We start from the raw sequence: 24,365 nt of genomic DNA, 5'->3' as shown, positions 1-24,365 counted from the left end.
GGCGGACCGGTGGCATGCCCGTGTGAGCCACATCACGATGAGAGAGAGGGGTGGGAGCGATGACTTCCGGGCGGCGCGGCGGTCTTCATCGCCGTAAGCCCGTGAGAGTGACAGGAAAAGAGAACCCCATGCGCATCGTGATCTGCGAATTCATGAGCCTCGACGGTGTCGTGCAGGCGCCCGGCGGTCCCGAGGAGGACACCGACGGCGGGTTCGCCCACGGTGGCTGGACGCACCCGTTCTTCGACCCGGAGGTCGTGGGCGGTGCCTGGGACGCCGCGCTGGGCCGGGCCGACGCGCTCCTCTTCGGCCGCCGCACCTGGCGGGCGATGGCCGGGGCGTGGCCGGACCGGGCGGGCGACCCCTTCGCCGACCGGATGAACTCCGCGCGCAAGTACGTCGTGTCCTCCACGCTCGCCGACTCCGAGCTGACCTGGGAGAACACCACGCTGATCCCGGGCGGGGAGGCCGTGGCGGACATCCGCAGGCTCCGGGAGGCCGACGGCGGCGACCTGCTCGTCCTGGGCAGCCCGACCCTCGCCCGCACCCTCCTCGCGGAGGGCCTCGCCGACGAACTGGTCCTGATCGTCATGCCGGTCGTCCTCGGCGGCGGGAAGACGATCTTCCCCGGTGACGGGGCCAAGCGCACCCTGGAGCTGGTCTCCACGACCACCAACGGCGCGGGGGCGAACGTGTGCGTCTACCGGGTGGGGGACAAGGACTGAACCGGCGTTCCGCCGGCCGGGTCCGGGCCCGAATCGACGCCGTATCGGCACAGCGGTTTTGCCGGTACGGCAACGGAAGTGGCCGTTCTCCGGTGCGTCGGAGCAAGCTGGCGGCACCCGGAAGAGAGGCGCACCGCCATGGGACAGCACCACCACGGCCACGACCACCACGGCCATGACCACCACCACGGCCACAGCGGTCACCACGGCCGCACCGACGTCGACTGGAGTGACCTGGCCGAGCACCTGGAGGAGCAGGCCGAGCTGTTCGCGCCGCTGAACCGGCAGGCCGCCGCCTGGGTCGCCACCCTGCAGCCCGACCCGGGGCTGGTCGTCGACGTCGGCAGCGGACCGGGGGTCGTGAGCTGTCTGCTGGCCGACGTGTTCCCCGGTGCCCGGGTCGTCGCCCTGGACGGCTCCGGACCGCTGCTGGAGCGGGCCCGCGCCCGTGCCGAACGGCTCGGCATCGCGGACCGGTTCGGCACCCTGGAGGCCGAACTGCCGGACGGGCTGGGCGACCTGGAGTACCCCGCCGACCTGCTGTGGGCGAGCCGCAGTCTGCACCACCTCGGCGACCAGCGCGCCGGCCTCGCCGCCTTCGCCGAACGCCTGGCCCCCGGCGGCACCTTGGCCGTCGTCGAGGGCGGTCTGCCCAGCCGGTTCCTGCCGCGTGACATCGGCATCGGCCGCCCCGGACTGCAGTCCCGGCTCGACGCGGCGGAGGACCTGTGGTTCGGCGAGATGCGGGCCTCGCTGCCCGGCAGTGTCGCGGAGCCCGAGGACTGGCCGGGGCTGCTGACCGCGGTCGGCCTGCGCGAGGCGACGTCCCGCACCTTCCTGCTGGACCTCCCGGCTCCCGTCCCGGAGGCCGCCCGGGCCTACGCCGTGGCCTCGTTCCAGCGCGGCCGGGGGAACCTCGCGGATCTCCTCGACCCGGCCGACCTCGCGACCGTCGACCGGCTCCTGGACCCCGACGACAAGGCGAGCCTGCACCACCGCACGGACCTGTTCGTCCTCGCCGCGCAGACGGTGCACGTGGCGCGCCGCTGACGGATGCCCCCGGCCGCGCGCCGACGACGGCCGGGCTTGACTTCGAGAGCGCTTCAAGTGGTGGACTCCGTCCGTCGGCCCCACTCCGGTCGGCCGACAGGAGAAAGAGGGGGAAGACCATGTCCGAAGCACCGGTCGCGCTCATCACCGGCGGCGGCAGCGGTATCGGCGCCGCGGTCGCCCGGCAGCTGCTCGACCTCGGCCACCGGGTGACCGTCACCGGGCGCGGGGCGGAGCGGCTGTGCGCGTTCGCCGCCGAACTCGGCGATCCGGAAGGGCTGTTGACCGTCCCGGGCAACGCGGCCGAGTACGCGGACGTCCAGGCCGCGGTGGACGCCACGCTGAAGGAGTTCGGACGGATCGACACCGTCCTCGCCAACGCGGGGTTCGGCACCCACGACACCGTCGCCGAGGGAGACCCCGCGGGGTGGACCGAGATGGTGCTGACCAATGTGCTGGGTCCGGCCCTGCTCGTGCGGGCCTCCATCGACGCCCTCAAGGAGTCACGGGGGCGGATCATGCTGGTCGGCAGCGTCGCCGGCTTCATCCACGGCCCCGGCAACATCTACGGGGCGACCAAGTGGGCGGTGACCGGGCTCGCCGAGAACACCAGACGGCAGGTCACCGAGTGGGGGATCGGCGTGACCCTGATCGCGCCCGGCCGGGTGGAGACCCCGTTCTGGGACGCCTACGGCAGTCTCCCGCCGGGCCATCTGCTCACCGCCGACCAGATCGCCGACTCCGTGGTCTGGGCGATCCGCCAGCCGGCCGGCGTCGACGTCAACACGGTGGTCGTACGCCCGATCGGCCAGCCGGTCTGAGGATCGGGCCCGCACGCGGGACCGCCCGCCGGACGTCGTCCGGCGGGCGGTCGGCCGTCTTCGCGCTCCCGGCGGGCCGACGCCGGGAGCGGGCCGGTCCCCGGCCCGGTGTCAGGCCTGGTCGAACGTCGCCGGGTCCGGCCCGATGCGCCGGTCCTCGTTCAGCGCGCTGATCGCGGCGATGTCCTCCGTGTCCAGGGAGAAGTCGAAGACCTCGATGTTCTCCTTGATACGGGACGGGGTCACCGACTTGGGGATGACCACGTTGCCCAGCTGGAGGTGCCAGCGCAGGACCACCTGGGCGGGGATGCGGCCGTGCTTCTGTGCGATCGCGATGATCGCCGGGACCTCCAGGAGCCCCTTGCCCTGGCCGAGCGGCGACCACGCCTCGGTGGCGATGCCCTGCTCCGCGTGGTACTCGCGGGACGCGCGCTGCTGCAGGTGCGGGTGCAGCTCGATCTGGTTGACCGCCGGGATGACGCTCGTGGCCTCGATCAGCGTCTGAAGGTGCTCCGGAAGGAAGTTGGAGACACCGATGGCCTTGGCGCGGCCGTCCGCGTAGAGCTTCTCGAACGCCTTGAAGGTGTCGACGAACGTGCCCCGGGCCGGCATCGGCCAGTGGATCAGGTACAGATCCACGTACTCCAGGCCCAGCTTGGCCAGGGAGGTGTCGAAGGCGCGGAGGGTGGAGTCGTAGCCCTGGTCGCTGTTCCAGAGCTTGGTGGTGACGAAGAGATCCTCGCGGGGCACGCCGGCGGCGGCGATGGCCTTGCCGGTGCCCTTCTCGTTGCCGTAGATGGCGGCGGTGTCGATGCTGCGGTAGCCGGCCTCCAGCGCGGTGGTGACCGCCTGCTCGGCCTCGTCGTCCGGCACCTGCCACACGCCGAAGCCCAGCTGGGGCATCTCGACGCCGTTGTTCAGGATGATCGGGGGGACCTTGCTGCTCACGAGCTCTCGATCCTTAAGTCGTCGGGTGGTGCTTCCCATCGTCAACGATCACGGAGCGCGATGCATTCCTGAGCGGACCGCTCGCGCTCCGAATCGCAGATTGGCCGGAAACGGATCCGGTGGTTCAAGAGTATCGGTCTGGACCATTGACCGAACACGGTCATGCGTGGACCCTGTCTCTGCCGTAACGCATGTCACTGAATGATGGTCGCATACGTGAATGGAGGGCCCATGACCCCCACGCGAAGGAACGTCCTCGGGGCCGCGCTCGGCGGTGCCGCCGCGGCCACCGCCGGGCTGCCCGCCCCCGCCGCGCACGCCGCCTCCTGGCGGTTGAGGTGGTCCCCCTCGGCGAGCGGGGACGGGCTGCGCGCCTTCGAGACCCTGGAGGACGACCGCGCCGGCTCGCATCCCGCCGCCTCGCCGCACATCCGCGCCGTCGGCGACACCTGGCGCTTCGACATGCACACCGTCGACCGGGACACCGCCACCGACCGGCAGCGTCACGAGGTCACCGGCCTGCGCACGGGCGACGGCTTCCTGCGCTGGACCGAGGGCCAGACCTGGCGCGTCACCTACGGGATGTACATCCCGGCCTCGCTGCGGGCGACCACCAGCTTCACGCACCTCATGCAGATGAAGCAGCCCGGCGCCGGTACCTCGCCCCTGGTGGTGCAGTCCCTGCGCCGGGTCGAAGGGGAGCAGACCATCGAGCTGAAGCTGCCGATCGACAACCTCCTCGTCGGCCGCACCGCCCTGGCGCCCCTGCACGATTCCTGGGTCGACGTCGACTTCCAGGTCAAGGTCGGCAACGGCGCGGCCGGTTCGGTGCGCTGGATCCTCCGCAAGGGCCCGGCCACCCTGATCGACGTCTCCCGCTCCGGCGTGGACACCTTCCTCGCCGACCGCCTGCGCCCCAAGTGGGGCATCTACCGTTCCCTCGGCGACACCTCGGACTCGCTGCGGAACTGCCACCTGCTGCTGCGGAACATGAAGGGCTATCAACTGGTCTGAACGGCGGCTCAGGCCCGGTACAGGGCCTCCACCTCTTTCGCGTACGCCTTCTCGATCGCCTTGCGCTTCAGCTTCAGCGACGGCGTCAGCAGCCCGTGTTCCTCGGTGAACTGGTGCGCGAGGATGCGGAAGGTGCGGATCGACTCGGCCTGCGAGACCAGGGTGTTGGCGGCGACCACCGCCCGTCGCACCTCGGTCTCCAGCTCCGGGTCGCGCACCAGCTCGGCCGCGGGCGGCGTCGGCTTGCCGCGCATCTGCAGCCAGTGCGCGACCGCCTCCCCGTCCAGGGTGACCAGGGCCGCGATGTACGGACGGTCGTTGCCGACGACGAGGCACTGGGCGACCAGCGGATGGTCGCGCACCCGCTCCTCCAGGATCGCCGGCGAGACGCTCTTGCCGCCCGAGGTCACCAGGATCTCCTTCTTGCGCCCGGTGATGGTGAGATAGCCGTCCTCGTCCAGCGAGCCCAGGTCGCCGGTGGCGAGCCAGCCGTCGTGCAGGGTCTCGTCGGTGGCCTTCGGGTTGTTCAGGTAGCCCTGGAAGACATTGGGGCCGCGCAGCCAGATCTCGCCGTCGTCCGCGATGTGCACGCTCACGCCCGGGATGGGCCGGCCGACCGTGCCGTACCGGGTGCGCTCCGGGGGATTGGCGGTCGCGGCCGCCGTGCACTCCGTCAGGCCGTACCCCTCGAAGATGTGGACGCCGGCCCCCGCGAAGAACAGTCCGAGCCGGCGGTCCATCGCCGAGCCGCCGGACATCGCGTACTTGATCCGGCCGCCCATCGCCTCCCGGATCTTGGCGTAGACGACCTTGTCGAAGAACTGGTGCTGCATCCGCAGACCCGCCGACGGACCGGGGCCGATCCCCCAGGCCCTCGCCTCCATCGCGTCCGCGTACTTCACGGCGACCTCGACCGCCTTCTCGAACGGACCGGCCTTCCCCTCGCGTTCGGCCTTGCGCCGGCTCGCGTTGAAGACCTTCTCGAAGATGTACGGCACCGCGAGGAAGAAGGTGGGCTGGAAGGCGGCGAGGTCGGGCAGCAGGACCGCCGCGTTGAGCTGCGGCTGATGGCCGAACTTCACCTTCCCGCGGATGCCCGCGACCTGCACCATCCGCCCGAAGACATGCGCGAGCGGCAGGAACAGCAGCGTCGCCGCCGTGTCGCCCCTGCGGGAGGTGAACAGGGGAGCCCAGCGCTCGATGACCGTGTCCGCCTCCACCATGAAGTTGGCGTGCGAGATGACACAGCCCTTGGGGCGGCCCGTGGTGCCGGAGGTGTAGATGATCGTCGCGATCGACTCCGGGGTGACCGCGAGACGGTGCCGGTGCACCACCTCGTCGTCGAGGTGCGCGCCCGACTCGTACAGCTCCTGCACCGCGCCCACGTCCAGCTGCCAGAGCCGGCGCAGCTGGGGCAGCCGGTCGATGACCGTGGCGATGGTCATCGCGTGGTCCTCGTGTTCGACCATGGCCGCCGTGCACTGGGAGTCGTACAGCATCCAGAAGACCTGCTCGGCGGAGGAGGTCGGGTAGACCGGGACGACCTGGGCGCCGACGGTCCACAGCGCGTAGTCGAACAGGGTCCACTCGTAGCGGGTGCGGCACATGATGGCGACCCGGTCGCCGAACCGGATGCCCTGGGCCAGCAGCCCCTTCGCCAGTGCGAGGACCTCGTCGCGGAACTCGGCGGAGGTCATGTCGCGCCACTCGCCCCGCTCGTCCTTGCGGCCGAGCGCGATGTGGTCCGGGTCCTCCTGGGCGTGCTCGAAGACGACGTCGGCCAGGCCGCCCACCGGCGGCGCCGACGCCAACGGGGGGTTGGTGAACTCGCGCAAACCCGCTCCTCGTGGCGCTCCGAACAGCGCGTGAAAGCTACCTCACCGCGAGGGGGGACGGGAGGGTTGTGGAGGGGGCGCATAGGGACGCAAGGCACGGGTCGCCGCTGGTGAACGATGGCAGAAGAGGATGACTCCGGCATATTGCCCAGCCGTGCGGCGACTTCCGTGAGGCCAATCTCCACCGAACCCGCACGCGCCGATAACGGTACGTGTCCCTCCGAACACGTTCCGGCCACACCGAACACGAACACCCCTCATCTCCACCACCCGCCCGTGCGCCCGCCCCGCCGCACGAACGGGTGCCTCCGGCGGGGACACGGTCGGGGCGTCGGCGGGGCCCGGCCGGGGCGTCCTGCAGGGGTGCGGTCGGGGCCTCCGGCCAGACCGCCGCCGAACCTTCCGCAAGCTCGCCGGTCCTCCGCGAGGCGAGGCGTGCCGTCCTCCGGGGAGCCTGCCGAATCCGCCGGGCCTCGTCGCCCCGGGTCTGCGCCGGATCCCAGGTCGCGCTCGACCCGGATCTGCCACCGGGGCGTGCGGTCGGGTGTTCGCCGGGACGTGCGTCACGGTCCTTGCGCGGAGGCCGGATGCGAAGGCGGCCACCTCTGGCCGTACCCCGCCTGCCCTCACGGCCAGGGCTTCCGGCGCGGTGGTCGTGGCCTGCTGTGCGGGAGGCCGCCCCCACGACCGTGCGCCCGCCGAAACGCCCGGTTCCTTGCCCCGGCCCCTGTCCGGATCCTCGGCCCCTCCGGATCCTCGCCCGGCCCCGTCCGGATCCTTGCTCCGGCCTCTGTCCGGATCCCTGGTCCCTCCGGATCCTCGCCCGACTCCGTCCGATTCTTGGTCCGACCCCCGCCCGGTCCTCAGCCCGACCCCCGTCCGGTTCTTGGCCCGACTTCCGCCCGGTCCTCGGCCCGGCCCCCGCCGCCCCCCGGCCGGAGGCGGCCTCAGAGCCCCCGGGGTCCGCCGTGCAGGCGGTCTCCGCCTGTGAGGATCGCTGCCGCCAGGGCGTCCGCCGCGTTCGTTGCCGCGCCGGGGCGGCGGCCGTGGACCAGGACGAAGTCGACCTCGCCGAGTTCGGGCAGCCCGGCCCGTTCGGGGACCCGGGCCAGGCCGGGAGGGACCAGACGGCGGGAGTGCGCCATCACGCCGAGGCCCGCGCGGGCGGCGGCGATGAGCCCGTTGAGGCTTCCGCTGGTGCAGGCGATGCGCCAGGAACGGCCCTCGCGCTCCAGTGCCTCCAAGGCCAGGGCGCGCGTGATGCCCGGCGGCGGGTAGACGATCAGCGGGACCGGGCGGTCGGGGTCCACGCGCAGCCGCTCCGCGCCGATCCAGACGAGCCGGTCCGTCCACACCGGTTCGCCGCGCGGATCCTGCGGGCGCCGCTTCGCCAGCACCAGATCGAGCCGGCCGGCCGCGAGCCGCTCGTGCAGCGTGCCCGACAGTTCGACCGTCAGCTCCAGGTCCACCTCGGGGTGGTCGTGGCGGAACGCCTCCAGGATCTCCGGCAGCCGGGTGAGCACGAAGTCCTCGGACGCGCCGAACCGTAGCCGCCCGCGCAGCCGGGTCCCGGTGAAGAACGCCGTCGCCTGCTCGTGCACCTCCAGCAGCCGCCGGGCGAACCCGAGCATCGCCTCGCCGTCCTCCGTCAGCTCCACGGAGTGGGTGTCCCGCGAGAACAGCTGCCGCCCGGCCGCGTCCTCCAGACGGCGCACGTGCTGGCTGACCGTCGACTGGCGCAGCCCCAGCCGGCGGGCGGCCTGCGTGAAGCTCAGCGTCTGGGCCACGGCGAGGAAGGTGCGCAGATGGGAGGGGTCGTACACGATCGCCACCCTACCCGGTCATCGCGTAACGTGATGACAGTCAGAGCGGTATGACGGATTCCCGATCAAGGGACCGGAGAGGACGATGGAGAGGGGCCTTCCGGTCCCGGACCCACCCTCGTCGAATGCACGTGGAGCACCGTGAACCGCCTGAAGTGGCCGCGCCGGCTGCCGATCGATCCCTACGTCCTGCTGTTGCTCGCCACCGTGGGGCTCGCGGCCCTCCTCCCCGCGCGCGGAACGGCCGCCGAGGTGGCGTCGGGCGCGTCCACCGTCGCGATCGCCTTCCTCTTCTTCCTCTACGGCGCCCGGCTCTCCACCCGCGAGGCCGTGGACGGCCTCAAGCACTGGCGGCTGCACATCACCGTCCTGGCCTGCACGTTCGTCGTGTTCCCGCTGCTGGGCCTGGCGGCCCGCGGCCTGGAGCCGGTGTTCCTCGACCACTCCCTCTACACCGGGCTGCTCTTCCTCACCCTCGTCCCGTCCACCGTCCAGTCGTCGATCGCGTTCACCTCGATGGCCCGGGGCAACGTGCCCGCCGCGATCTGCGCGGGCTCCTTCTCCTCCCTCGCCGGCATCGTCCTGACCCCGCTGCTGGCGGCGGCCCTGCTCGGCGGCAGCGCCGGCGGGTTCTCCGCCGACTCGGTGCTGAAGATCGTGCTCCAGCTGCTGGTGCCGTTCGTCGCCGGACAGCTCGCCCGCCGCTGGATCGGCGGCTTCGTCACCCGGCACAAGCGGATCCTCGGCCTCGTCGACCGGGGCTCGATCCTCCTCGTCGTCTACGTCGCCTTCAGCGAGGGCATGGTCCGCGGGATCTGGAGCCAGGTCAGCCCGCTGCGGCTGGCCGGACTCCTCGGCGTCGAGGCCGTCCTGCTCGCGGTGATGCTGCTGCTCACCTGGTACGGCGGCAAGGCCCTGCGCTTCGGCCGGGCGGACCGGATCGCCCTGCAGTTCGCCGGCTCCAAGAAGTCCCTGGCCTCCGGCCTGCCGATGGCGAGCGTCCTGTTCGGCCCCGAGGCGTCCCTCGCCGTGCTGCCCCTGATGCTGTTCCACCAGATGCAGCTGATGGTCTGCGCGGTCATCGCCAGGCGCCGCGCCGCGGACCCGGTCGAGGATCCGGCCGTCACGGAGCAGCGAGACGAAGCGATACGAACCGCGGTCGGTACAGGGACACGTTCCGCGTGATGTTCAGCTGTGCCGCCGCCGCGTCGGCGTCCAGCCAGTTGACGTCGTAGCTGAGCACCAGCCGCCCGTCGTCGGCCGCCGGGTGCGCCTGCGGGTTGTACGCCGCGACCCCGGCCCCCGGCAGCGGCGTACGGAAGCCCTCGGTGGGCCCGTGCCAGGGCCCGGTGGGGGAGCAGGCCCAGTAGGAGGTCACGGTGGTCAGCCCCGCGGTCCCGGCGGCCATGGTGAGCAGCACATAGGTACGCCCGTCCCGGACGACGGTGAAGGCGCTGCCCACCCCCTTGTCCGCCCCGTTCCCGAGCACGGCCGCCGGCCGCCCCCGCACCTGCCAGCGCCCGCCGCCCCAGTACTCCCACGCCCCCGGCTCCCCGAGCCGGCCACGCGGCACCCGGGCGACGTACGCGTGCGAGGTCGGCCGGGAGGCGGCCTGCGCGTCGGTGCCGCCGAAGACGTACGTCCAGCCGCCCGCGTCGACGGCGGTCGTCCCGAACAGCACCCGCCGGGCCGGATCGGCCACTGACGCCTGGTCCAGCACCGTCGTGATCCCCTCCAGCCGCAGACCGGGCAGCGACAGCGTGGCGACCTCGGTGGAGGTGGGCACCCCGTAGATCCACGGCGACCTGCCCGTCGTACGCGTCCACAGCAGCACCCGGACGACCTTCTCGTCCGAGCCGGGGGAACGCGGCTCCACCCGGGCGGCCACCGGCCAGCGCCAGCTGCCCGGAGCGGGGTCAGGGAAGACGGGGGCCGGGAGCGTGGCTTCGAGGCGGCCCGAGGGGGACATCAGCACGGCCGAGTTGCGCACCAGCGGCGTCTCCGTGTCCCGCCACGCCACGGACTCGCCCGCCGGGTTGGGCGGCGGGTGCACCTGCCCCAGATAGGTGTCCGAGAACAGCCACAGCAGCCGTCCGTCGGGCAGCCGCACCGAGTGGGTGCCGTCGCCGCCGGTCCAGTCGTCGCCACGGGTCGCGTCGTCGCCGTAGCGGGTGAACTCGCCGGTCAGGGCCGCGTCCGGGTCCCAGTCCCGGACCGTGCGCGCCGTGCAGCCGCCGCCGCCCTCCCGGTCGTCGTCCGGGAGGGCGGTGAGCAGCACGGCCGCGAGGGCCAGGACCAGGGCCAGGATCAGGACCGGTCCGGCCCCCGTCCGTCGTCGTGCTCCTGTGTCTTCGGGCACGGGAGGGACGTTAGTTGCCCGCGTCCACCCGGTCCATGGGGCGGTCGCGGGATCCGGCCGCGGTGTCCCGTGCGGGGAGGAAAGGCGGGGCCCCGAGGGCGCAGGGGGCGCTCCCCGCCGCAAGGGGCCCCGCCGCCGTGTCGCGGGAGGCCGGTCAGCTCCGGTCGGCCGCGGCCGCGGCCCGCAGAGCGATCCGGTGCTCGCCCGCGTACACGTTCATGGAGGCCCCCCTCAGGAACCCCACCAGGGTCAGCCCGGTCTCCGCCGCCAGGTCGACCGCGAGGGACGACGGCGCCGACACGGCCGCCAGCACCGGTATCCCCGCCATCACCGCCTTCTGCGCCAGCTCGAAGGAGGCCCGCCCCGACACCAGCAGCACCGCCCTCGACAGCGGCAGCGCCCCGCTCTGCAGGGCCCGCCCCACCAGCTTGTCCACCGCGTTGTGCCGCCCCACGTCCTCCCGCACGTCGAGCAGTTCACCGTCCTCGGAGAAGAGGGCCGCCGCGTGCAGCCCCCCGGTCCGGTCGAAGACCCGCTGCGCCGCGCGGAGCCGGTCGGGGAGGTCCGCGAGGAGGCCGGGGTCGAGCCGGACCGGGGGAGCCTCGCCCCCGCGGGTGTCGTCGACGGCCCAGCGGGCGGTCGTCCGGACGGCGTCCAGCGACGCCTTGCCGCACAGTCCGCAGGACGAGGTCGTGTAGACGTTGCGTTCGAGGGTGATGTCGGGGACGACGACCCCGGGGGCGGTCCGCACGTCCACCACGTTGTACGTGTTGGATCCGTCCTCCGTCGCCCCCGCGCAGTAGACGATGTTCTGCAGGTCCGACCGCTCGGCGAGCACGCCCTCGCTGACCAGGAACCCCGCCGCCAGCGCGAAGTCGTCCCCCGGGGTGCGCATGGTGATCGCGAGCGGCTTGCCGTTCAGCCGGATCTCCATCGGTTCCTCGGCGACGAGGGTGTCCGGGCGGGTGGAGACCGCACCGTCCCGGATGCGGATCACCTTGCGTCGTTCCGTGACTCGTCCCATGTCGTGTCTCAGTCCCGGTTCTGTACGTGCTGGTAGCCGAAACGGCCCTTGATGCAGAGGTTGCCGTGGGTCACCGGGTTGTCGTGCGGCGAGGTGACCTTCACGATCTCATTGTCCTGCACATGGAGGGTGAGGTTGCAGCCCACACCGCAGTACGCGCAGACCGTGGTCGTCTCCGTCTGCGCCGACTCGTCCCAGGTGCCCGCCGCCCGCATGTCGAACTCCGACTTGAAGGACAGCGCGCCCGTCGGGCACACCTCCACGCAGTTCCCGCAGTACACACAGGCCGAGTCGGTCAGCGGGCCGTCGTGCTCCACCGCGATCCGCGCGTCGAAGCCGCGCCCGACGACGGAGATCGCGAACGAGTTCTGCCACTGGCTCCCGCAGGCGTCCACGCACTTGTAACACAGGATGCATTTGTCGTAGTCCCGCACGTACAGCTCGTTGTCGACCCTCGGTTCCTCGTTCAGCCGGGCCGCGTCCGGGCCGAAGCGGTCCGGCTTCGCCTCGTACTCCTTGAGCCACCCGGCGACCTCCGGGGTCGTCGAGAGGTCGACCGAGGAGGCGAGCAGTTCCAGGACGATCCTGCGGCTGTGCCGGGCGCGTTCGGTGTCCGTACGCACCTCCATACCGGGCTCGGCCTTGCGGGAGCAGGCCGGGACGAGGGTCCTGGCCCCCTCGACCTCGACGACACAGACCCGGCAGGCGTTCTTCGGGGCGAGCGTGTCGCCCGCGCAGAGGGTGGGCACGTCCTTGCCCGCGGCCCGGCAGGCGTCCAGGATCGTCGAGCCCTCGGGCGCCCGCACCGGCTCACCGTCGAGGGTGAACTCCAGCAGACGGCGCGGCACTCCGAGCGGGATCACGGTCATTCGTACGCCCCCAAGCGGTCGATCGCGGATTCCACGGCGTTCCACGCGGTCTGCCCCAGACCGCAGATCGAGGCGTCCCGCATCGCGCGGCCGACCTCCCTGAGCAGGGCGATGTCACCGGCGGCCGCCGCGCCGGTCCGCTCGGCGATCCGGTGCAGCGCCTCCTCCTGCCGTACGGTCCCGATCCGGCAGGGCACGCACTGCCCGCAGGACTCGTCGCGGAAGAACTCCGCGATCCGCAGCAGCAGCCGGGGCAGCGGGACGGTGTCGTCGAAGGCCATCACGACCCCCGAGCCGAGCGTGGTGCCCGCCTCCCGCGTCCCCTCGAAGGTGAGCGGGATGTCCAGTTCGTCGGGCCGTACGAAACCACCGGCCGCGCCGCCGAGGAGGACCGCCCGCAGGCGGTCCCGGACCCCGGCGAGGGTGAGCAGGTCGCCGAGGGTGGCGCCGAAGGGCAGTTCGTAGATGCCGGGCCGGTCGACGCTGCCCGAGACACAGAACAGCTTCGGCCCGGTGGAGCGGGCGGTGCCGATCGCCGCGTACGCCGGGGCGCCCAGGGTGAGGATCGGCAGCACGTTGACGAGCGTCTCGACGTTGTTCTCCACCGTCGGCTTCCCGAACAGGCCCTTCTCCACCGGGAACGGCGGCTTGGAGCGCGGCTCGCCCCGGTAGCCCTCGATGGAGTTGAACAGGGCCGTCTCCTCGCCGCAGATGTAGGCGCCCGCGCCCCGGCGGATCTCGATGTCGAAGGCGTAGCCCTGCCCGAGGACGTCGTCGCCGAGCAGCCCCCGCGCGCGGGCCTGGGCGATCGCGTTCTCCAGGCGGCGCAGGGCCCGTGGGTACTCGCCCCGCAGATACAGGTACCCCAGGTGTGCGCCGGTCGCGTACCCGGCGATCGTCATCGCCTCGACCAGGGAGAACGGGTCGCCCTCCATGAGCACGCGGTCCTTGAAGGTGCCCGGCTCGGATTCGTCGGCGTTGCAGACGAGATAGTGCGGGTGGTCGGGCTGCGACGCCGTGGCCTGCCATTTCCGGCCGGTGGGGAAGGCGGCGCCACCGCGCCCGACCAGGCCCGAGTCGGTGACCTCGCGGATGACCCCGGCGGGGCCCAGCGCGAAGGCCCGGCGCAGCGCGGCGTAGCCGCCGTGGGCGCGGTAGTCGTCGAGGGAGGACGGATCGACGACGCCGACCCGGCTCAGCAGGGTCAGCGAGGGGTCCCCGGCCTGGGGCACCGCCATGACGGCCGGGGGTTCCTCGTCCGCCGAGTCGGGGGCGCTCGCCGCGAGCACGGCCGCCTCGACGGTCGCGGGCGCCGCCACCGCCGTGCGCACCGGGTCCCCGGCCCTGATCGCGAGCGCGGCCGGCGCCCGCTCGCACAGACCCAGGCACGGGCCGCGCTGCACGCTCACCCCGCTGCCGGGGCCGAGACGCGCCTCGACCCCGTCGCACAGGCCGGCCGCCCCGGCCGCCGCGCACGCCAGGTCCGTGCACACGTGCAGCACGGTCGCGGGACGCGGCTTCACCGAGAACATCGCGTAGAAGGTGGCCACGCCGTACGCCTCCGCCGGCGGCACGGTCAGCCGCCTGCAGAGGTAGTCCAGCGCGCCCCCGCTGATCCAGCCGATCCGGTCGTTGAGGGCGTGCAGCCCCGGTAACAGCAGGTCACGGCGGTCCCGGGCCTCCCGGCCGCCGCGCGCCCACCGCAGATCGCCGGCCGTCATCTCGTCGCGGGCCGCGCCTTCCCAGGAGGATTCCGGCGGCCCGAGCAACGCGTCGACCGCCGCTCTCTCCTCGTCGGTGGGCTTGCTGTCACCGAAGTGCAGGTCCACTTGACTTCACCTCACGATGGTCGCGACGGGCAGCTTCTCGATCCGGATCGCCGACGCCTTGAACTCCGCCGTCCCCGCGATCGGGCAGTTGGCCTCGATCGTCAGCTTGTTGGTGTCCACCTCGTCGGGGAAGTGCATGGTCATGAAGGCGAGGCCGGGCCGCAGGGCGAGGTCGATCCACACCGGCGCCACCACCGATCCGCGCCGCGAGGACACCTGGACCTCCTCGCCGACCGCGACGCCGTAGCGCTCGGCGTCCTCCGGGCACAGCTCGATGTACTCCCCGCGCCGCAGCGGCGAGGCGTAACCGCCGCTCTGCACACCGGTGTTGTACGAGTCGAGCCGTCGACCGGTGGTGAGCCGGATGGGGAACCGCTCGTCCGTCAGATCCACGGGCGGATCGTGCCGGACGATCCCGAAGGGCGCGCGCCTGCCGCGCCTCGCCGGGTCGGGGTCCCACAACCGGCCGTGCAGATAGGGCGGTTCGAGTCCGTCGGTGTCCGGGCAGGGCCACTGGATGCCCTGGTGCTCCTCCAGCCGGCCGTACGTCATCCCGTAGTGGTCCGGCGACACCGACCGCAGCTCGTTCCAGACGGCCTCCGCGTCGGCGTACTTCCAGTCGTGCCCGAGCCGGGAGGCGAGGTCGCAGATGATGTCGATGTCCTCGCGGGCCTCGCCGGGCGGGGTGACGGCACGGCGTACCCGCTGGACCCGCCGCTCGCTGTTGGTGGTGGTGCCCTCGGTCTCGGCCCACCCGGCGGTCGCCGGCAGCACCACGTCCGCCAACTGGGCCGTCTTCGTGAGGAAGATGTCCTGGACGACGAGGAAGTCCAGCCGGCCCAGCCGCCGTACGGCCTGTTCGCTGTCGGCCTCGGACTGCGCCGGGTTCTCCCCGATGCAGTACACGGCCTTCAGCGAGCCCTCCTCCATGGCCTCGAACATCTCCGTCAGGTTCAGCCCGTAGTGCGGCTGGATCACGGTGTCCCACGCCGATTCGAACTTCAGCCGGGACGCCGGGTCGAGGATGTCCTGGAAGCCGGGCAGCCGGTTGGGGATGGCGCCCATGTCACCGCCGCCCTGCACGTTGTTCTGGCCGCGCAGGGGCTGCAGGCCCGAGGCGTAGCGGCCCACGTGGCCGGTCAGCAGCGACAGGTTGATCAGTGCGCGGACGTTGTCGGTGCCGTTGTGGTGCTCGGTGATGCCGAGCGTCCAGCACAGCTGGGCCCGCTCGGCCCGGGCGTACGCGTGTGCCAACTCCCTGATGGCGGCGGCCGGTACGCCCGTCACCTTCTCGGCCAGCGACAGCGTCCACGGTTCGACGAGCGCCTTGTACTCCTCGAAGCCGCTGGTCGCGCGCTCGATGAACGCCTCGTTGGCGAGGCCCGCGTGGATGATCTCGCGGCCGATCGCGTGGGCCATCGGGATGTCGGTGCCGACGTTCAGCCCCATCCAGCTCTCCGCCCACTCGGCGGTGGAGGTCCGCCTCGGGTCGACGGCGTACATCCGGGCCCCGTTGTGGACGCCCTTCAGCACGTGCTGGAAGAAGATCGGGTGCGCGAAGCGGGCGTTGGAGCCCCACATCACGATGACGTCGGTGTGCTCGATCTCCTCGTAGGAGGAGGTGCCCCCGCCGGAACCGAAGGCGGCCGAGAGGCCGGCGACGCTGGGCGCGTGACAGGTGCGGTTGCAGGAGTCGACGTTGTTGGTGCCCATGACCACCCGGGCGAACTTCTGCGCCACGTAGTTCATCTCGTTCGTGGCGCGGGCGCAGGAGAACAGACCGAACGCGTCGCGGTTGCGGGCGATGCCCCGTGCGGCGCGGTCCAGCGCCTCCTCCCAACTCGCCCGTCGGAAGGGCTCGTCGCGGGAGTCGCGGACGAGGGGGTGGGTGAGCCGGGTGTAGGTCTTCGGGGTCCGGTCGCGTTTCCTCATACGGCGCTCCTCATGCCGCGCTCCTCAGCGCGAGCAGGTCCGAGATGGCGTGGACGGTGCGCAGGGTGGGCACCTCGACACCCGTGATGTCCGCCAGCTCGACGACGGCGGCCAGCAGGACGTCGAGTTCCAGCGGTTTGCCGCGCTCCAGGTCCTGGAGCGTGGAGGTGCGGTGGTCGCCGACGCGTTCGGCGCCGGCCATCCGCCGTTCGATGGAGACACCGACCTCGCAGCCGAGGGCCCGGGCGACGGACATCGTCTCGGCCATCATGGTCTCGATGACCTGGCGGGTGCCGCCGTGCAGACACATCTGCCGCATGGTCGCCCTGGCCAGGGCGCTGATCGGGTTGAAGGAGATGTTGCCGAGCAGCTTGATCCAGATGTCGCCGCGCAGATCGGGCTCCACCGGACACTTCAGGCCACCGGCGACCATGGCCTCGCCGAACGCCCGGCAGCGCGCCGAGACCGTGCGGTCCGGCTCGCCGACGGAGAACCGGGTGCCTTCCAGATGCCGTACGACCCCCGGTCCTTCCAGCTCGGTCGCCGCGTAGACGACACAGCCGACGGCCCGTTCGGGCGCGAGCACCGCGCTGACCGCGCCGCCCGGGTCGACGCTCTCCACGCGCCGGCCGTCGTGGGGGCCGCCGTGCCGGTGGAAGTACCACCAGGGGATGCCGTTCTGGGCGGCGACCACCGCCGTCGTGTCGTGCAGCAGGGGTGCGATCAGCGGCCCGCACGCCGCGTACGCGTTGGCCTTCAGGCCCAGGAAGACGAAGTCGACCGGGCCGATCTCGGCCGGGTCGTCGGTGGCGTGGGCGCGGGCGGTGAAGTCCCCGCGCGAGCTGAGCACGCGCACCCCGTCCCGCCTCATGGCCGCGAGATGCGGTCCACGGGCGACGAGATGCGTGTCCGCGCCGGCGCGGTGGAGCGCGGCGCCGACGTAGGCGCCGATCGCACCGGCGCCGAGAACTGCGACTTTCATGGTGAGGGAGCTCCGTTCGGTCGAGGGATACCGCGGAGAGGGAGCACAGGATGAACTCTGTCGACGAAATATTGTCTACAGTATGGAACTTGGGGCGGCAAGGGTTCGCACAGCGGCCGGGCAAGGCATTACCCGGACATGAAGGTGGCCGGTACGCGGACCTGCGGCGTGGCCGGGGAACGACCGTTCGGCGCGCGGTGCATACCGCTCACCGCATACGGTCGCCGCGCCGCCTGTTCAACCCCCCTCGCCACTCCCTAGCGTCCGGGATCATGAGTCCCCCCGTCGCACCTCCGGGCTGGAGCCGCTGGCTCGTCCCCCCGGCCGCGCTCTCCGTCCACCTCTCCATCGGGCAGGCCTACGCCTGGAGCGTCTTCAAGCCCCCACTCGAATCCGCGCTCGGCCTCAGCGGCACCCAGAGCGCCCTGCCCTTCCAGCTCGGCATCGTCATGCTGGGCCTGTCCGCCGCTTTCGGCGGCACCCTCGTCGAGCGCAACGGGCCGCGCTGGGCGATGACGGTGGCGCTGATCTGCTTCTCCTCCGGCTTCCTGATCGCCTCGCTCGGCGCGGCCACCGAGCAGTACTGGCTGATCGTGTTCGGCTACGGCTTCGTCGGCGGCATCGGCCTCGGCATCGGCTACATCTCGCCCGTCTCCACCCTGATCAAATGGTTCCCCGACCGGCCCGGCATGGCCACCGGCATCGCGATCATGGGCTTCGGCGGCGGTGCGCTCATAGCCTCGCCCTGGTCCGCCCAGATGCTGGAGTCCTTCGGCTCCGACTCCTCCGGCATCGCCATGGCCTTCCTGGTGCACGGCCTGTCGTACGCCGTGTTCATGCTGCTCGGGGTGCTGCTCGTCCGGGTGCCGCGCACCGAGAAGCCGGTCGAGACCGGACCGAGCGTGCTCGACGGCCCGCAGGTCTCGGCGCGCGACGCCATCCGCACCCCGCAGTTCTGGTGCCTGTGGGTCATCCTGTGCATGAACGTCTCCGCGGGCATCGGCATCCTGGAGAAGGCCGCTCCGATGATCACGGACTTCTTCGCCGACTCCTCCACCCCGGTCACCGTCACCGCGGCCGCCGGCTTCGTCGCGCTGCTCTCCGCGGCCAACATGACCGGCCGGATCGTCTGGTCGTCCACGTCCGACCTGATCGGACGCAAGAACATCTACCGCGTCTACCTGGGCGTCGGCGCGCTGATGTATCTGCTGATCGCCCAGTTCGGCGACTCCTCCAAGCCGCTGTTCATCGTCTGCGCCCTGGTCGTCCTGTCCTTCTACGGCGGCGGCTTCGCCACGATCCCCGCCTATCTGAAGGATCTCTTCGGCACCTACCAGGTCGGCGCCATCCACGGCCGGCTGCTCACCGCCTGGTCCACGGCCGGCGTTCTCGGACCGCTGATCGTCAACTGGATCGCGGACCGGCAGGAGGAGGCGGGCAAGTCCGGCCCCGACCTGTACGGAACGTCCTTCCTCATCATGATCGGACTGCTCGTGATCGGCTTCGTCGCCAACGAGCTGGTCCGGCCCGTCAACCCCCGCTTCCACGTCCCCGCCCCGAGGGAGGCCACCGATGGAGTCCAGCGACGCCAGTCCGAATCCGCCTGACCGACGGCCCCTGATCGTCTTCGCCTGGCTGTGGGTGGGCGTGCCCCTCGCCTACGGACTGTACGAACTCGTGCGGAAGGCCACGCAGTTGTTCACCGGCTGAGCACTCCGCCGTGCCGCTTCGGTCCCGGGCCTCGGGAAACCGGAGCGGCACGACGGTCGGCCTCCGGGGAGGGGGGCGACGGAGGGTTCAACCCGCGGGGGGCTGGTCGTCGGCGGCGGCCGTCGGCCGATGGGCCGTCACGGCGCTCGGGAAGGTGACGGTGGCGCCGTTCCGCCGGACGCCGGGCTCCGCCGTGGTCCGGTCGGTGGTGCCGCGGCCCAGCCAGAGCAGGAGAAGGCCGAGCGCGCAGGCGAGCGCGGGCCAGTAGACGTAGCGGTAGTTCGTCGCCGGCACGATCGGCAGGTAGCCGAGGACGTAGGCCGCCGAGCTGATGCCCAGCGCCCGGATCGGCAAGGAGAACCGCCCCTTGCCGGGGCGGACGGCGAGGACCACCGCGACGACGAGCCAGAACCACCCCCGGAACAGTGGCCGCAGATCGGTGGCCACGCCGTTGACGTACGAGGCGAGGGTGCCCTCCAGCCGGGGGCGGGCCACCTCGATCCCGAGGTCGTTGGCGAAGACTCCCGGCTGGTACACGTATCCCGTCTCGAAGAGCAGGGCGGCGAAGACCCGCAGCCGGTACTGGAGATAGCCGGAGACGTGTCCGCGCATCTCGTGCAGCCACAGGGAGGTGAGCTGGTCGGCGTCCCGGGCCAGTCCGTCCGCCGAGCGCGGGTAGCAGGCCCAGTAGGCGTCCGACAGGGCGTCGACACGGTCGCACTCCACGGCGGCGGACACCAGGCGGTCCCGCAGCTCCGGCGGGACGTCGGCCGACCGCAGCTCCTCCACGGTCAGGACGTGGACGAGGTCGTCGAGGACGATCTGCGCGCCCTGGTCCGTCTGCACGGGCCGTGCGATCAAGGTGATCGCCGCGGCGGGCAGGACGACCCCGGCCACCAGCGCCGCCGTGCACGCGGCCCACGTGCGGCGCCCGGGGGAGCGCCAGAGCGCGAGGACGAGCAGGGCGAACATCGGGATCGCGGCCAGGAAGGCGTTCTTGCGCACGAGCACCGCGTAGGAGAGGAAGAGTACGCCCAGCCAGAACAGACCCCACCGCATCCTCGGGGAGAGGCCGCGGTCGCGCAGCCGCAGCCCGACGAACGCCACCGCGCAGGCCGCCAGCAGCGCGCAGGCCGCGTGGACGTCCTTCCACACCACGCCGACGAACGTCAGCACGGGCGGAGTCAGCCCGAGCCCGAGGACGGCGAGCGAGCCGGCACGGCGCGCGGTCAGGTCCCCTACGCACACGGCGAGCACCCACAGCGCGCCCCAGAGGACGACGGACTGGAGGACCGCCATGGACGCGGGTGTGCCGGTGACGGCGATCAGCGCGCGCCACACCAGGCTCAGCACGGGCGGATGCCAGTCGGTCAGCGGCGTCCTGCCCATGGCCTGCCGGAGCTGGTCGATGCTGTCGGGACTCATGAAGCCGGGGCTGAAGACGATGCACGTACCCAGGCAACACACCGCGGCGACAGCGGCCAGCCACCAGTTCCAGTGCTTTTCGCCCGGAATGCTCACCTTTTGTCCCATGCGGCGGATGCTAACAGCGCCGACGGGACCGTACGGGGCAGGGCGCGGCGGGGATCGGCGTGCGCCGCGGGCCGGCGTGCGCTGCGGATCAGGGCGCGCCGCGGATCAGGGCGCGACGAAGACGTAGCGCCGGTAGGTGAAGAAGCGGAAGAGGGTGGCGAGGACCCAGCCGAGCGCTCGGGCGGTGTTGTCGCTGCCCATCGACTCCAGTCCGAGCAGATGGCGTGAGGCGAAGACCGTGCCCGCGGTGATGGCGAGGCCGACCGCGTTCACGAACAAGAACAGCGCCAGCTCCTGCGGCACGTTCCGGCCGTGCCGGTGACGGTAGGTCCAGTAACGGTTCCCCGCCCAGCTGAAGAGCGCCGCGGCGGACGTCGCGAGGACGGAGGCCCGCACGGGGGCGGCTTGCATCACCCCGCCCTCCGTGCCGCCGGGAAGGCCGAACACCAGCAGGTTGTAGCCGCCGTTGTCCACCACGAAGGCCAGCGCCCCGACGACCCCGAACGCGGTGGCCTCGCGCCAGACGCCCCGGACGGTGTCGCGCACACGCTGCGCCATGGATACGACAACCAGCACGCGGCGAGCGTAACGACCCGGCGCGTCCCGGCCGGCCGGACGCGCCCATGACGCATTATTTCCTCCTATCATCCGAAATTCTGACGTCATCCGACACCGGGTCAGGTCCGGGTCAGACAGGGAGTGGCCGTGCAGCCGACGATCGCGTGTGTCGTGCCGTGTCACAACGAGGAGGCCGCCGTCGGCAAGGTGGTGCGCGACCTGAGGATGGCGCTCCCCGAGGCCGACATCTACGTGTACGACAACGCCTCGACGGACCGTACGGTGGAGGTCGCCCGGGAGGCGGGCGCGATCGTCCGGGAGGAGTTGCGCAAGGGAAAGGGCAACGTCATCCGGCGGGCCTTCGCCGATGTCGACGCCGACGCCCTGCTCCTCATCGACGGTGACGACACCTACGACGCCTCCCGCGCGCGCGAGCTGGTCAACCTGCTCTTCGAGGGGCCGTACGACCAGGTGGTCGGCGCCCGGCGCGAGACGGTCAGCGCCGCCTACCGGGTGGGGCACGCGACCGGCAACAGACTGCTGACCGGCGCGGTGCGCTTCCTGTTCGGCAACGACGTGACCGACATGCTCAGCGGATACCGCGTCTTCTCCCGCCGCTTCGTCAAGTCCTTCCCGGCGCTGGCCCGCCAGTTCGAGACCGAGACCGAGATGACCGTCCACGCACTCCACCTCCGGCTCCCCACGGCCGAGGTGGAGGTGGACTACCGGGTCAGACCCGCCGGGAGCGAGAGCAAACTGCACACCTTCCGGGACGGCTGGCGCATCCTGCGGGTCATTCTCGACCTCGCCCGGCGCGAGCGGCCGTCGCTCGTCCACGCCGTGGTCGCCGGAATCCTGGCCCTCGTCTCGGTCGTCCTCGGCGTGCCCGTCATCGCCGACTTCGTCCGCACGGGCACCGTGCCGCGTGTCCCCACGGCGATCCTCGCCGCGGCGATCATGACGATCGCGGTGCTCGTGCTGCTCGTCGGGTACATCCTGGAGTCCCTGATGCACATGCGTCAGGAGCACTCCCGGCTGGTGCATCTCGCCTACGCGGCGCCGGGTCGCCACCCGCGCGCGTCGGGACACCGGCTCGGCGTCGGTCCCGTGCCCGCCAGGAACATCTCGGGCGCTCCTCGGAACCAGTCGTTCGGCTGAGGGCAGGGGTTCGGTCGCGGCTCTGACAGAAGCCCACAACTTGGGCCACCCTTTACTGTCGCCTCGGCCGCCCTCGTACCCGTGAGTCACTGATCAGACTGGTTGATCCCGCTGACCACAGGCTACGAGGGGAACACTCATGACTGGCTCGCGTATCGCCGCCGTCGGCCACTACCAGCCCGCCAAGGTGCTCACCAATGAGGACCTGGCGGGCCTGGTCGACACGAGTGACGAGTGGATCACGAGCCGCGTGGGCATTCGCACACGGCACATCGCCGGACCCGACGAACCCGTCGACGAACTGGCCGGCCACGCCGCCGCCAAGGCGCTGGCCTCGGCCGGTCTCGGCCCGGAGGCCATCGACCTGGTCGTGGTCGCCACCTCCACGGCCATCGACCGCTCCCCGAACATGGCGGCCCGGGTGGCCCACCGGCTCTCCATCCCGAACCCGGCCGCGATGGACGTCAACGTCGTCTGCGCCGGGTTCACCCACGCGCTCGCCACCGCCGACCACGCCGTGCGCGCGGGGGCCGCCACCCGGGCGCTCGTCATCGGCGCCGACAAGATGTCCGAGGTCACTGACTGGACCGACCGCACGACCTGCGTCCTCGTCGGCGACGGGGCGGGCGCGGCCGTCGTCGAGGCCGCGGAGGAGCCCGGCATCGGACCGGTGCTGTGGGGATCGGTGCCCGAGATGGGCAATGCCGTCCGCATCGAGGGCACCCCGCCGCGCTTCGCGCAGGAGGGCCAGAGCGTCTACCGCTGGGCCACCACCAAGCTGCCGCCCATCGCCCGCGCGGCGTGCGAGAAGGCCGGACTGACCCCCGCCGACCTCGCCGCGGTCGTCCTGCACCAGGCCAACCTGCGGATCATCGAGCCCCTCTCGACGAAGATCGGCGCGGTCAACGCCGTGGTCGCGAAGGACGTCGTCGACTCCGGGAACACCTCGGCCGCGAGCATCCCCCTCGCCTTCTCCAAGCTCGTCGAACGCGGCGAGATCTCCAGCGGCGACCCCGTGCTGCTGTTCGGCTTCGGCGGCAACCTCTCGTACGCCGGGCAGGTCGTGCGCTGCCCGTGAGCCTGTGAGCAGGGCGTTCGTGGTGCCGTCCGGGGCGGTGTGACGAGGTATACGCGTCGGCCCTCTGGTCATCACAGGTCGTAGACTGTAGACGAAAGACAATCCATACTGGCTGTTGACTCGGACTTTCCAGTTCTTTCCAGTACGGGCCGTTGACTTTCCGTGTGCAGTACATCCAGTGGTGCTCTGGAGGGGGACCCGATGTTGTCGACCGGACTTCCGCAAGGGGCGGTGCCCAAGCTCGAACGCCCCGGCCCGCTGCGCGACCGTGTCTACGAGGCCCTGCTCGAACTCATCACCACGCGTGCGCTGCGCCCCGGCCAGCACCTCGTCGAGAGCGAACTCGCCGGGCACCTCGGGGTGTCCCGGCAGCCCGTCCGCGAGGCCCTCCAGCGTCTGAACACCGAGGGCTGGGTCGACCTCCGGCCCGCCCAGGGGGCCTTCGTCCACGAGCCGACGGAGGCGGAGGCCGACCAGCTGCTGACGGTCCGCACCCTGCTGGAGGCCGAGGCCGCCCGCCTCGCCGCGGCGAACGCCGGTACGGCGGGCATCACGGCCCTGGAGGAGCTGTGCGCGCAGGGCGAGGGGGCCGTCGCCGCCGACGAGGTGGACGCGGCCGTCGCCCTCAACGCCCGCTTCCACGCCAAGGTCATGGAGCTGGCCGGCAACACGGTCCTCGCCGAACTCGCCGCCCAGGTCGACCGCCGGGTCCGCTGGTACTACACCCCCGTCGCCCGGCAGCGCGGCAGCCAGTCCTGGATCGAGCACCGCGAGCTGATCGCCGCCATCGCCGCCCGCGACGAGGCCCGCGCGACCCAGGTCATGCGCGCCCACACGGAGCACACGCGGAAGACGTACCACGAGCGGGAGAAGTAGCGCGGCGGTGTAGCGGAGCAGGTGCTCTCGGCGGCTGTGTGCCGCCGCGCCGGCCGTACCCTCGTGCCGGCCGTACCCTCGTGCCGCCGTTGGGGTCGCCGCGCGTGATCGGCCGCCGGTGCCTCGTGGCTTGTCGCGCAGTTCCCCGCGCCCCTTCGGGGGCGCGGGCCTGTGTCGCCGACCGCTGTCCTCGCCCCCTTCTTTGTCCACTCAGTGGAGAAAGTCTGCGCTAATTACCGCG

At 71.8% G+C, this 24,365-nt stretch carries 21 protein-coding genes; 10 read left to right on the top strand and 11 right to left on the bottom strand.

What is annotated here, in order from left to right:
* Positions 1-128 precede the first annotated feature (128 nt).
* From PYR72_RS11875 to PYR72_RS11865, 3 genes are all read left to right on the top strand, one after another.
* On the top strand, positions 129-725 hold the full coding sequence (locus tag PYR72_RS11875; protein WP_275455300.1) for a dihydrofolate reductase family protein: 597 nt from the start codon (positions 129-131) through the stop codon (positions 723-725).
* A 138-nt stretch (positions 726-863) separates the two neighbouring features.
* Positions 864-1,775 carry a class I SAM-dependent methyltransferase gene (locus PYR72_RS11870; protein ID WP_275455299.1) on the top strand — a complete coding sequence of 304 codons (912 nt, stop codon included), beginning with the start codon at positions 864-866 and terminating at the stop codon, positions 1,773-1,775.
* A gap of 119 nt (positions 1,776-1,894) precedes the next feature.
* On the top strand, positions 1,895-2,596 hold the full coding sequence (locus PYR72_RS11865) for an SDR family oxidoreductase (RefSeq protein WP_275455298.1): 702 nt from the start codon (positions 1,895-1,897) through the stop codon (positions 2,594-2,596).
* A gap of 111 nt (positions 2,597-2,707) precedes the next feature.
* On the opposite strand, the gene PYR72_RS11860 is transcribed toward PYR72_RS11865, so the two are convergent.
* Positions 2,708-3,544, bottom strand: coding sequence for an aldo/keto reductase (locus PYR72_RS11860; RefSeq protein ID WP_275455297.1), 837 nt, complete (start codon positions 3,542-3,544; stop codon positions 2,708-2,710).
* Between the two features lie 231 nt (positions 3,545-3,775).
* Between PYR72_RS11860 and PYR72_RS11855 the strand changes: the two genes are divergently transcribed.
* The gene (locus PYR72_RS11855; RefSeq protein ID WP_275455296.1) at positions 3,776-4,558 is read left to right on the top strand and encodes a Tat pathway signal sequence domain protein; all 783 of its coding nucleotides are present in this window, start codon (positions 3,776-3,778) and stop codon (positions 4,556-4,558) included.
* An 8-nt stretch (positions 4,559-4,566) separates the two neighbouring features.
* Here PYR72_RS11855 and PYR72_RS11850 read toward each other — a convergent pair whose 3' ends face one another.
* Both PYR72_RS11850 and PYR72_RS11845 read right to left on the bottom strand, forming a co-directional pair.
* Complete coding sequence (locus PYR72_RS11850; protein WP_275455295.1) at positions 4,567-6,393, bottom strand: AMP-dependent synthetase/ligase; 1,827 nt, start codon at positions 6,391-6,393, stop codon at positions 4,567-4,569.
* A 947-nt stretch (positions 6,394-7,340) separates the two neighbouring features.
* Entirely contained in the window at positions 7,341-8,216 is an 876-nt protein-coding gene (locus PYR72_RS11845; RefSeq protein ID WP_107118293.1) for a LysR substrate-binding domain-containing protein, read from the bottom strand.
* A gap of 141 nt (positions 8,217-8,357) precedes the next feature.
* On the opposite strand from PYR72_RS11845, the gene PYR72_RS11840 reads away from it, so the two are divergent.
* The gene (locus PYR72_RS11840; RefSeq protein ID WP_275455294.1) at positions 8,358-9,401 is read left to right on the top strand and encodes a bile acid:sodium symporter family protein; all 1,044 of its coding nucleotides are present in this window, start codon (positions 8,358-8,360) and stop codon (positions 9,399-9,401) included.
* On the opposite strand, the gene PYR72_RS11835 is transcribed toward PYR72_RS11840, so the two are convergent.
* From PYR72_RS11835 to PYR72_RS11810, 6 genes are all read right to left on the bottom strand, one after another.
* Complete coding sequence (locus tag PYR72_RS11835; RefSeq protein ID WP_275455293.1) at positions 9,340-10,575, bottom strand: hypothetical protein; 1,236 nt, start codon at positions 10,573-10,575, stop codon at positions 9,340-9,342. The two genes, PYR72_RS11840 and PYR72_RS11835, sit on opposite strands and share 62 nt — an antisense overlap.
* Before the next feature lie 154 nt (positions 10,576-10,729).
* Positions 10,730-11,599, bottom strand: a complete 870-nt coding sequence (gene fdhD / locus PYR72_RS11830; RefSeq protein WP_275455292.1) for a formate dehydrogenase accessory sulfurtransferase FdhD — start codon at positions 11,597-11,599, stop codon at positions 10,730-10,732.
* Between the two features lie 8 nt (positions 11,600-11,607).
* Positions 11,608-12,468 (bottom strand): 2Fe-2S iron-sulfur cluster-binding protein, encoded by an 861-nt coding sequence (locus PYR72_RS11825; RefSeq protein ID WP_275455291.1) that lies wholly within the window; start codon positions 12,466-12,468, stop codon positions 11,608-11,610.
* Complete coding sequence (locus PYR72_RS11820) at positions 12,465-14,297, bottom strand: NADH-ubiquinone oxidoreductase-F iron-sulfur binding region domain-containing protein (RefSeq protein WP_275455290.1); 1,833 nt, start codon at positions 14,295-14,297, stop codon at positions 12,465-12,467. Before PYR72_RS11820 ends, PYR72_RS11825 begins: the two co-directional genes overlap by 4 nt.
* Positions 14,298-14,303: 6 nt before the next feature.
* Positions 14,304-16,229 carry a molybdopterin-dependent oxidoreductase gene (locus PYR72_RS11815; protein WP_275455289.1) on the bottom strand — a complete coding sequence of 642 codons (1,926 nt, stop codon included), beginning with the start codon at positions 16,227-16,229 and terminating at the stop codon, positions 14,304-14,306.
* Between the two features lie 10 nt (positions 16,230-16,239).
* Positions 16,240-17,211, bottom strand: coding sequence for a 2-dehydropantoate 2-reductase (locus PYR72_RS11810; RefSeq protein WP_275455288.1), 972 nt, complete (start codon positions 17,209-17,211; stop codon positions 16,240-16,242).
* Between the two features lie 272 nt (positions 17,212-17,483).
* Between PYR72_RS11810 and PYR72_RS11805 the strand changes: the two genes are divergently transcribed.
* Together PYR72_RS11805 and PYR72_RS11800 are read left to right on the top strand one after the other, a co-directional pair.
* Positions 17,484-18,818 carry an OFA family MFS transporter gene (locus PYR72_RS11805; RefSeq protein ID WP_275455287.1) on the top strand — a complete coding sequence of 445 codons (1,335 nt, stop codon included), beginning with the start codon at positions 17,484-17,486 and terminating at the stop codon, positions 18,816-18,818.
* Positions 18,784-18,921 carry a hypothetical protein gene (locus PYR72_RS11800; protein WP_275455286.1) on the top strand — a complete coding sequence of 46 codons (138 nt, stop codon included), beginning with the start codon at positions 18,784-18,786 and terminating at the stop codon, positions 18,919-18,921. Before PYR72_RS11805 ends, PYR72_RS11800 begins: the two co-directional genes overlap by 35 nt.
* An 87-nt stretch (positions 18,922-19,008) precedes the next feature.
* Here PYR72_RS11800 and PYR72_RS11795 read toward each other — a convergent pair whose 3' ends face one another.
* On the bottom strand, positions 19,009-20,454 hold the full coding sequence (locus PYR72_RS11795) for a hypothetical protein (protein ID WP_275455285.1): 1,446 nt from the start codon (positions 20,452-20,454) through the stop codon (positions 19,009-19,011).
* A 105-nt stretch (positions 20,455-20,559) separates the two neighbouring features.
* A complete protein-coding gene (locus tag PYR72_RS11790; RefSeq protein WP_275455284.1) occupies positions 20,560-21,030 on the bottom strand; it encodes a GtrA family protein in 471 nt (156 codons plus the stop codon).
* Between the two features lie 123 nt (positions 21,031-21,153).
* Between PYR72_RS11790 and PYR72_RS11785 the strand changes: the two genes are divergently transcribed.
* The 3 genes from PYR72_RS11785 to PYR72_RS11775 all read left to right on the top strand — a co-directional run bounded on the left by PYR72_RS11785 (position 21,154) and on the right by PYR72_RS11775 (position 24,124).
* Positions 21,154-22,170, top strand: a complete 1,017-nt coding sequence (locus tag PYR72_RS11785) for a glycosyltransferase family 2 protein (RefSeq protein ID WP_343245523.1) — start codon at positions 21,154-21,156, stop codon at positions 22,168-22,170.
* A 139-nt stretch (positions 22,171-22,309) separates the two neighbouring features.
* Positions 22,310-23,248, top strand: a complete 939-nt coding sequence (locus PYR72_RS11780) for a beta-ketoacyl-ACP synthase III (protein WP_059082223.1) — start codon at positions 22,310-22,312, stop codon at positions 23,246-23,248.
* A 201-nt stretch (positions 23,249-23,449) separates the two neighbouring features.
* Entirely contained in the window at positions 23,450-24,124 is a 675-nt protein-coding gene (locus PYR72_RS11775; RefSeq protein WP_275455282.1) for a GntR family transcriptional regulator, read from the top strand.
* The last annotated feature ends 241 nt before the right edge of the window (positions 24,125-24,365 follow it).

Origin of the sequence: Streptomyces sp. VNUA24 (assembly GCF_029167005.1) — a bacterium.
In the GTDB taxonomy this organism is placed as follows: Bacteria; Actinomycetota; Actinomycetes; order Streptomycetales; family Streptomycetaceae; genus Streptomyces; species Streptomyces scabiei.
This window is presented reverse-complemented; position numbering and strand designations above follow the sequence as displayed.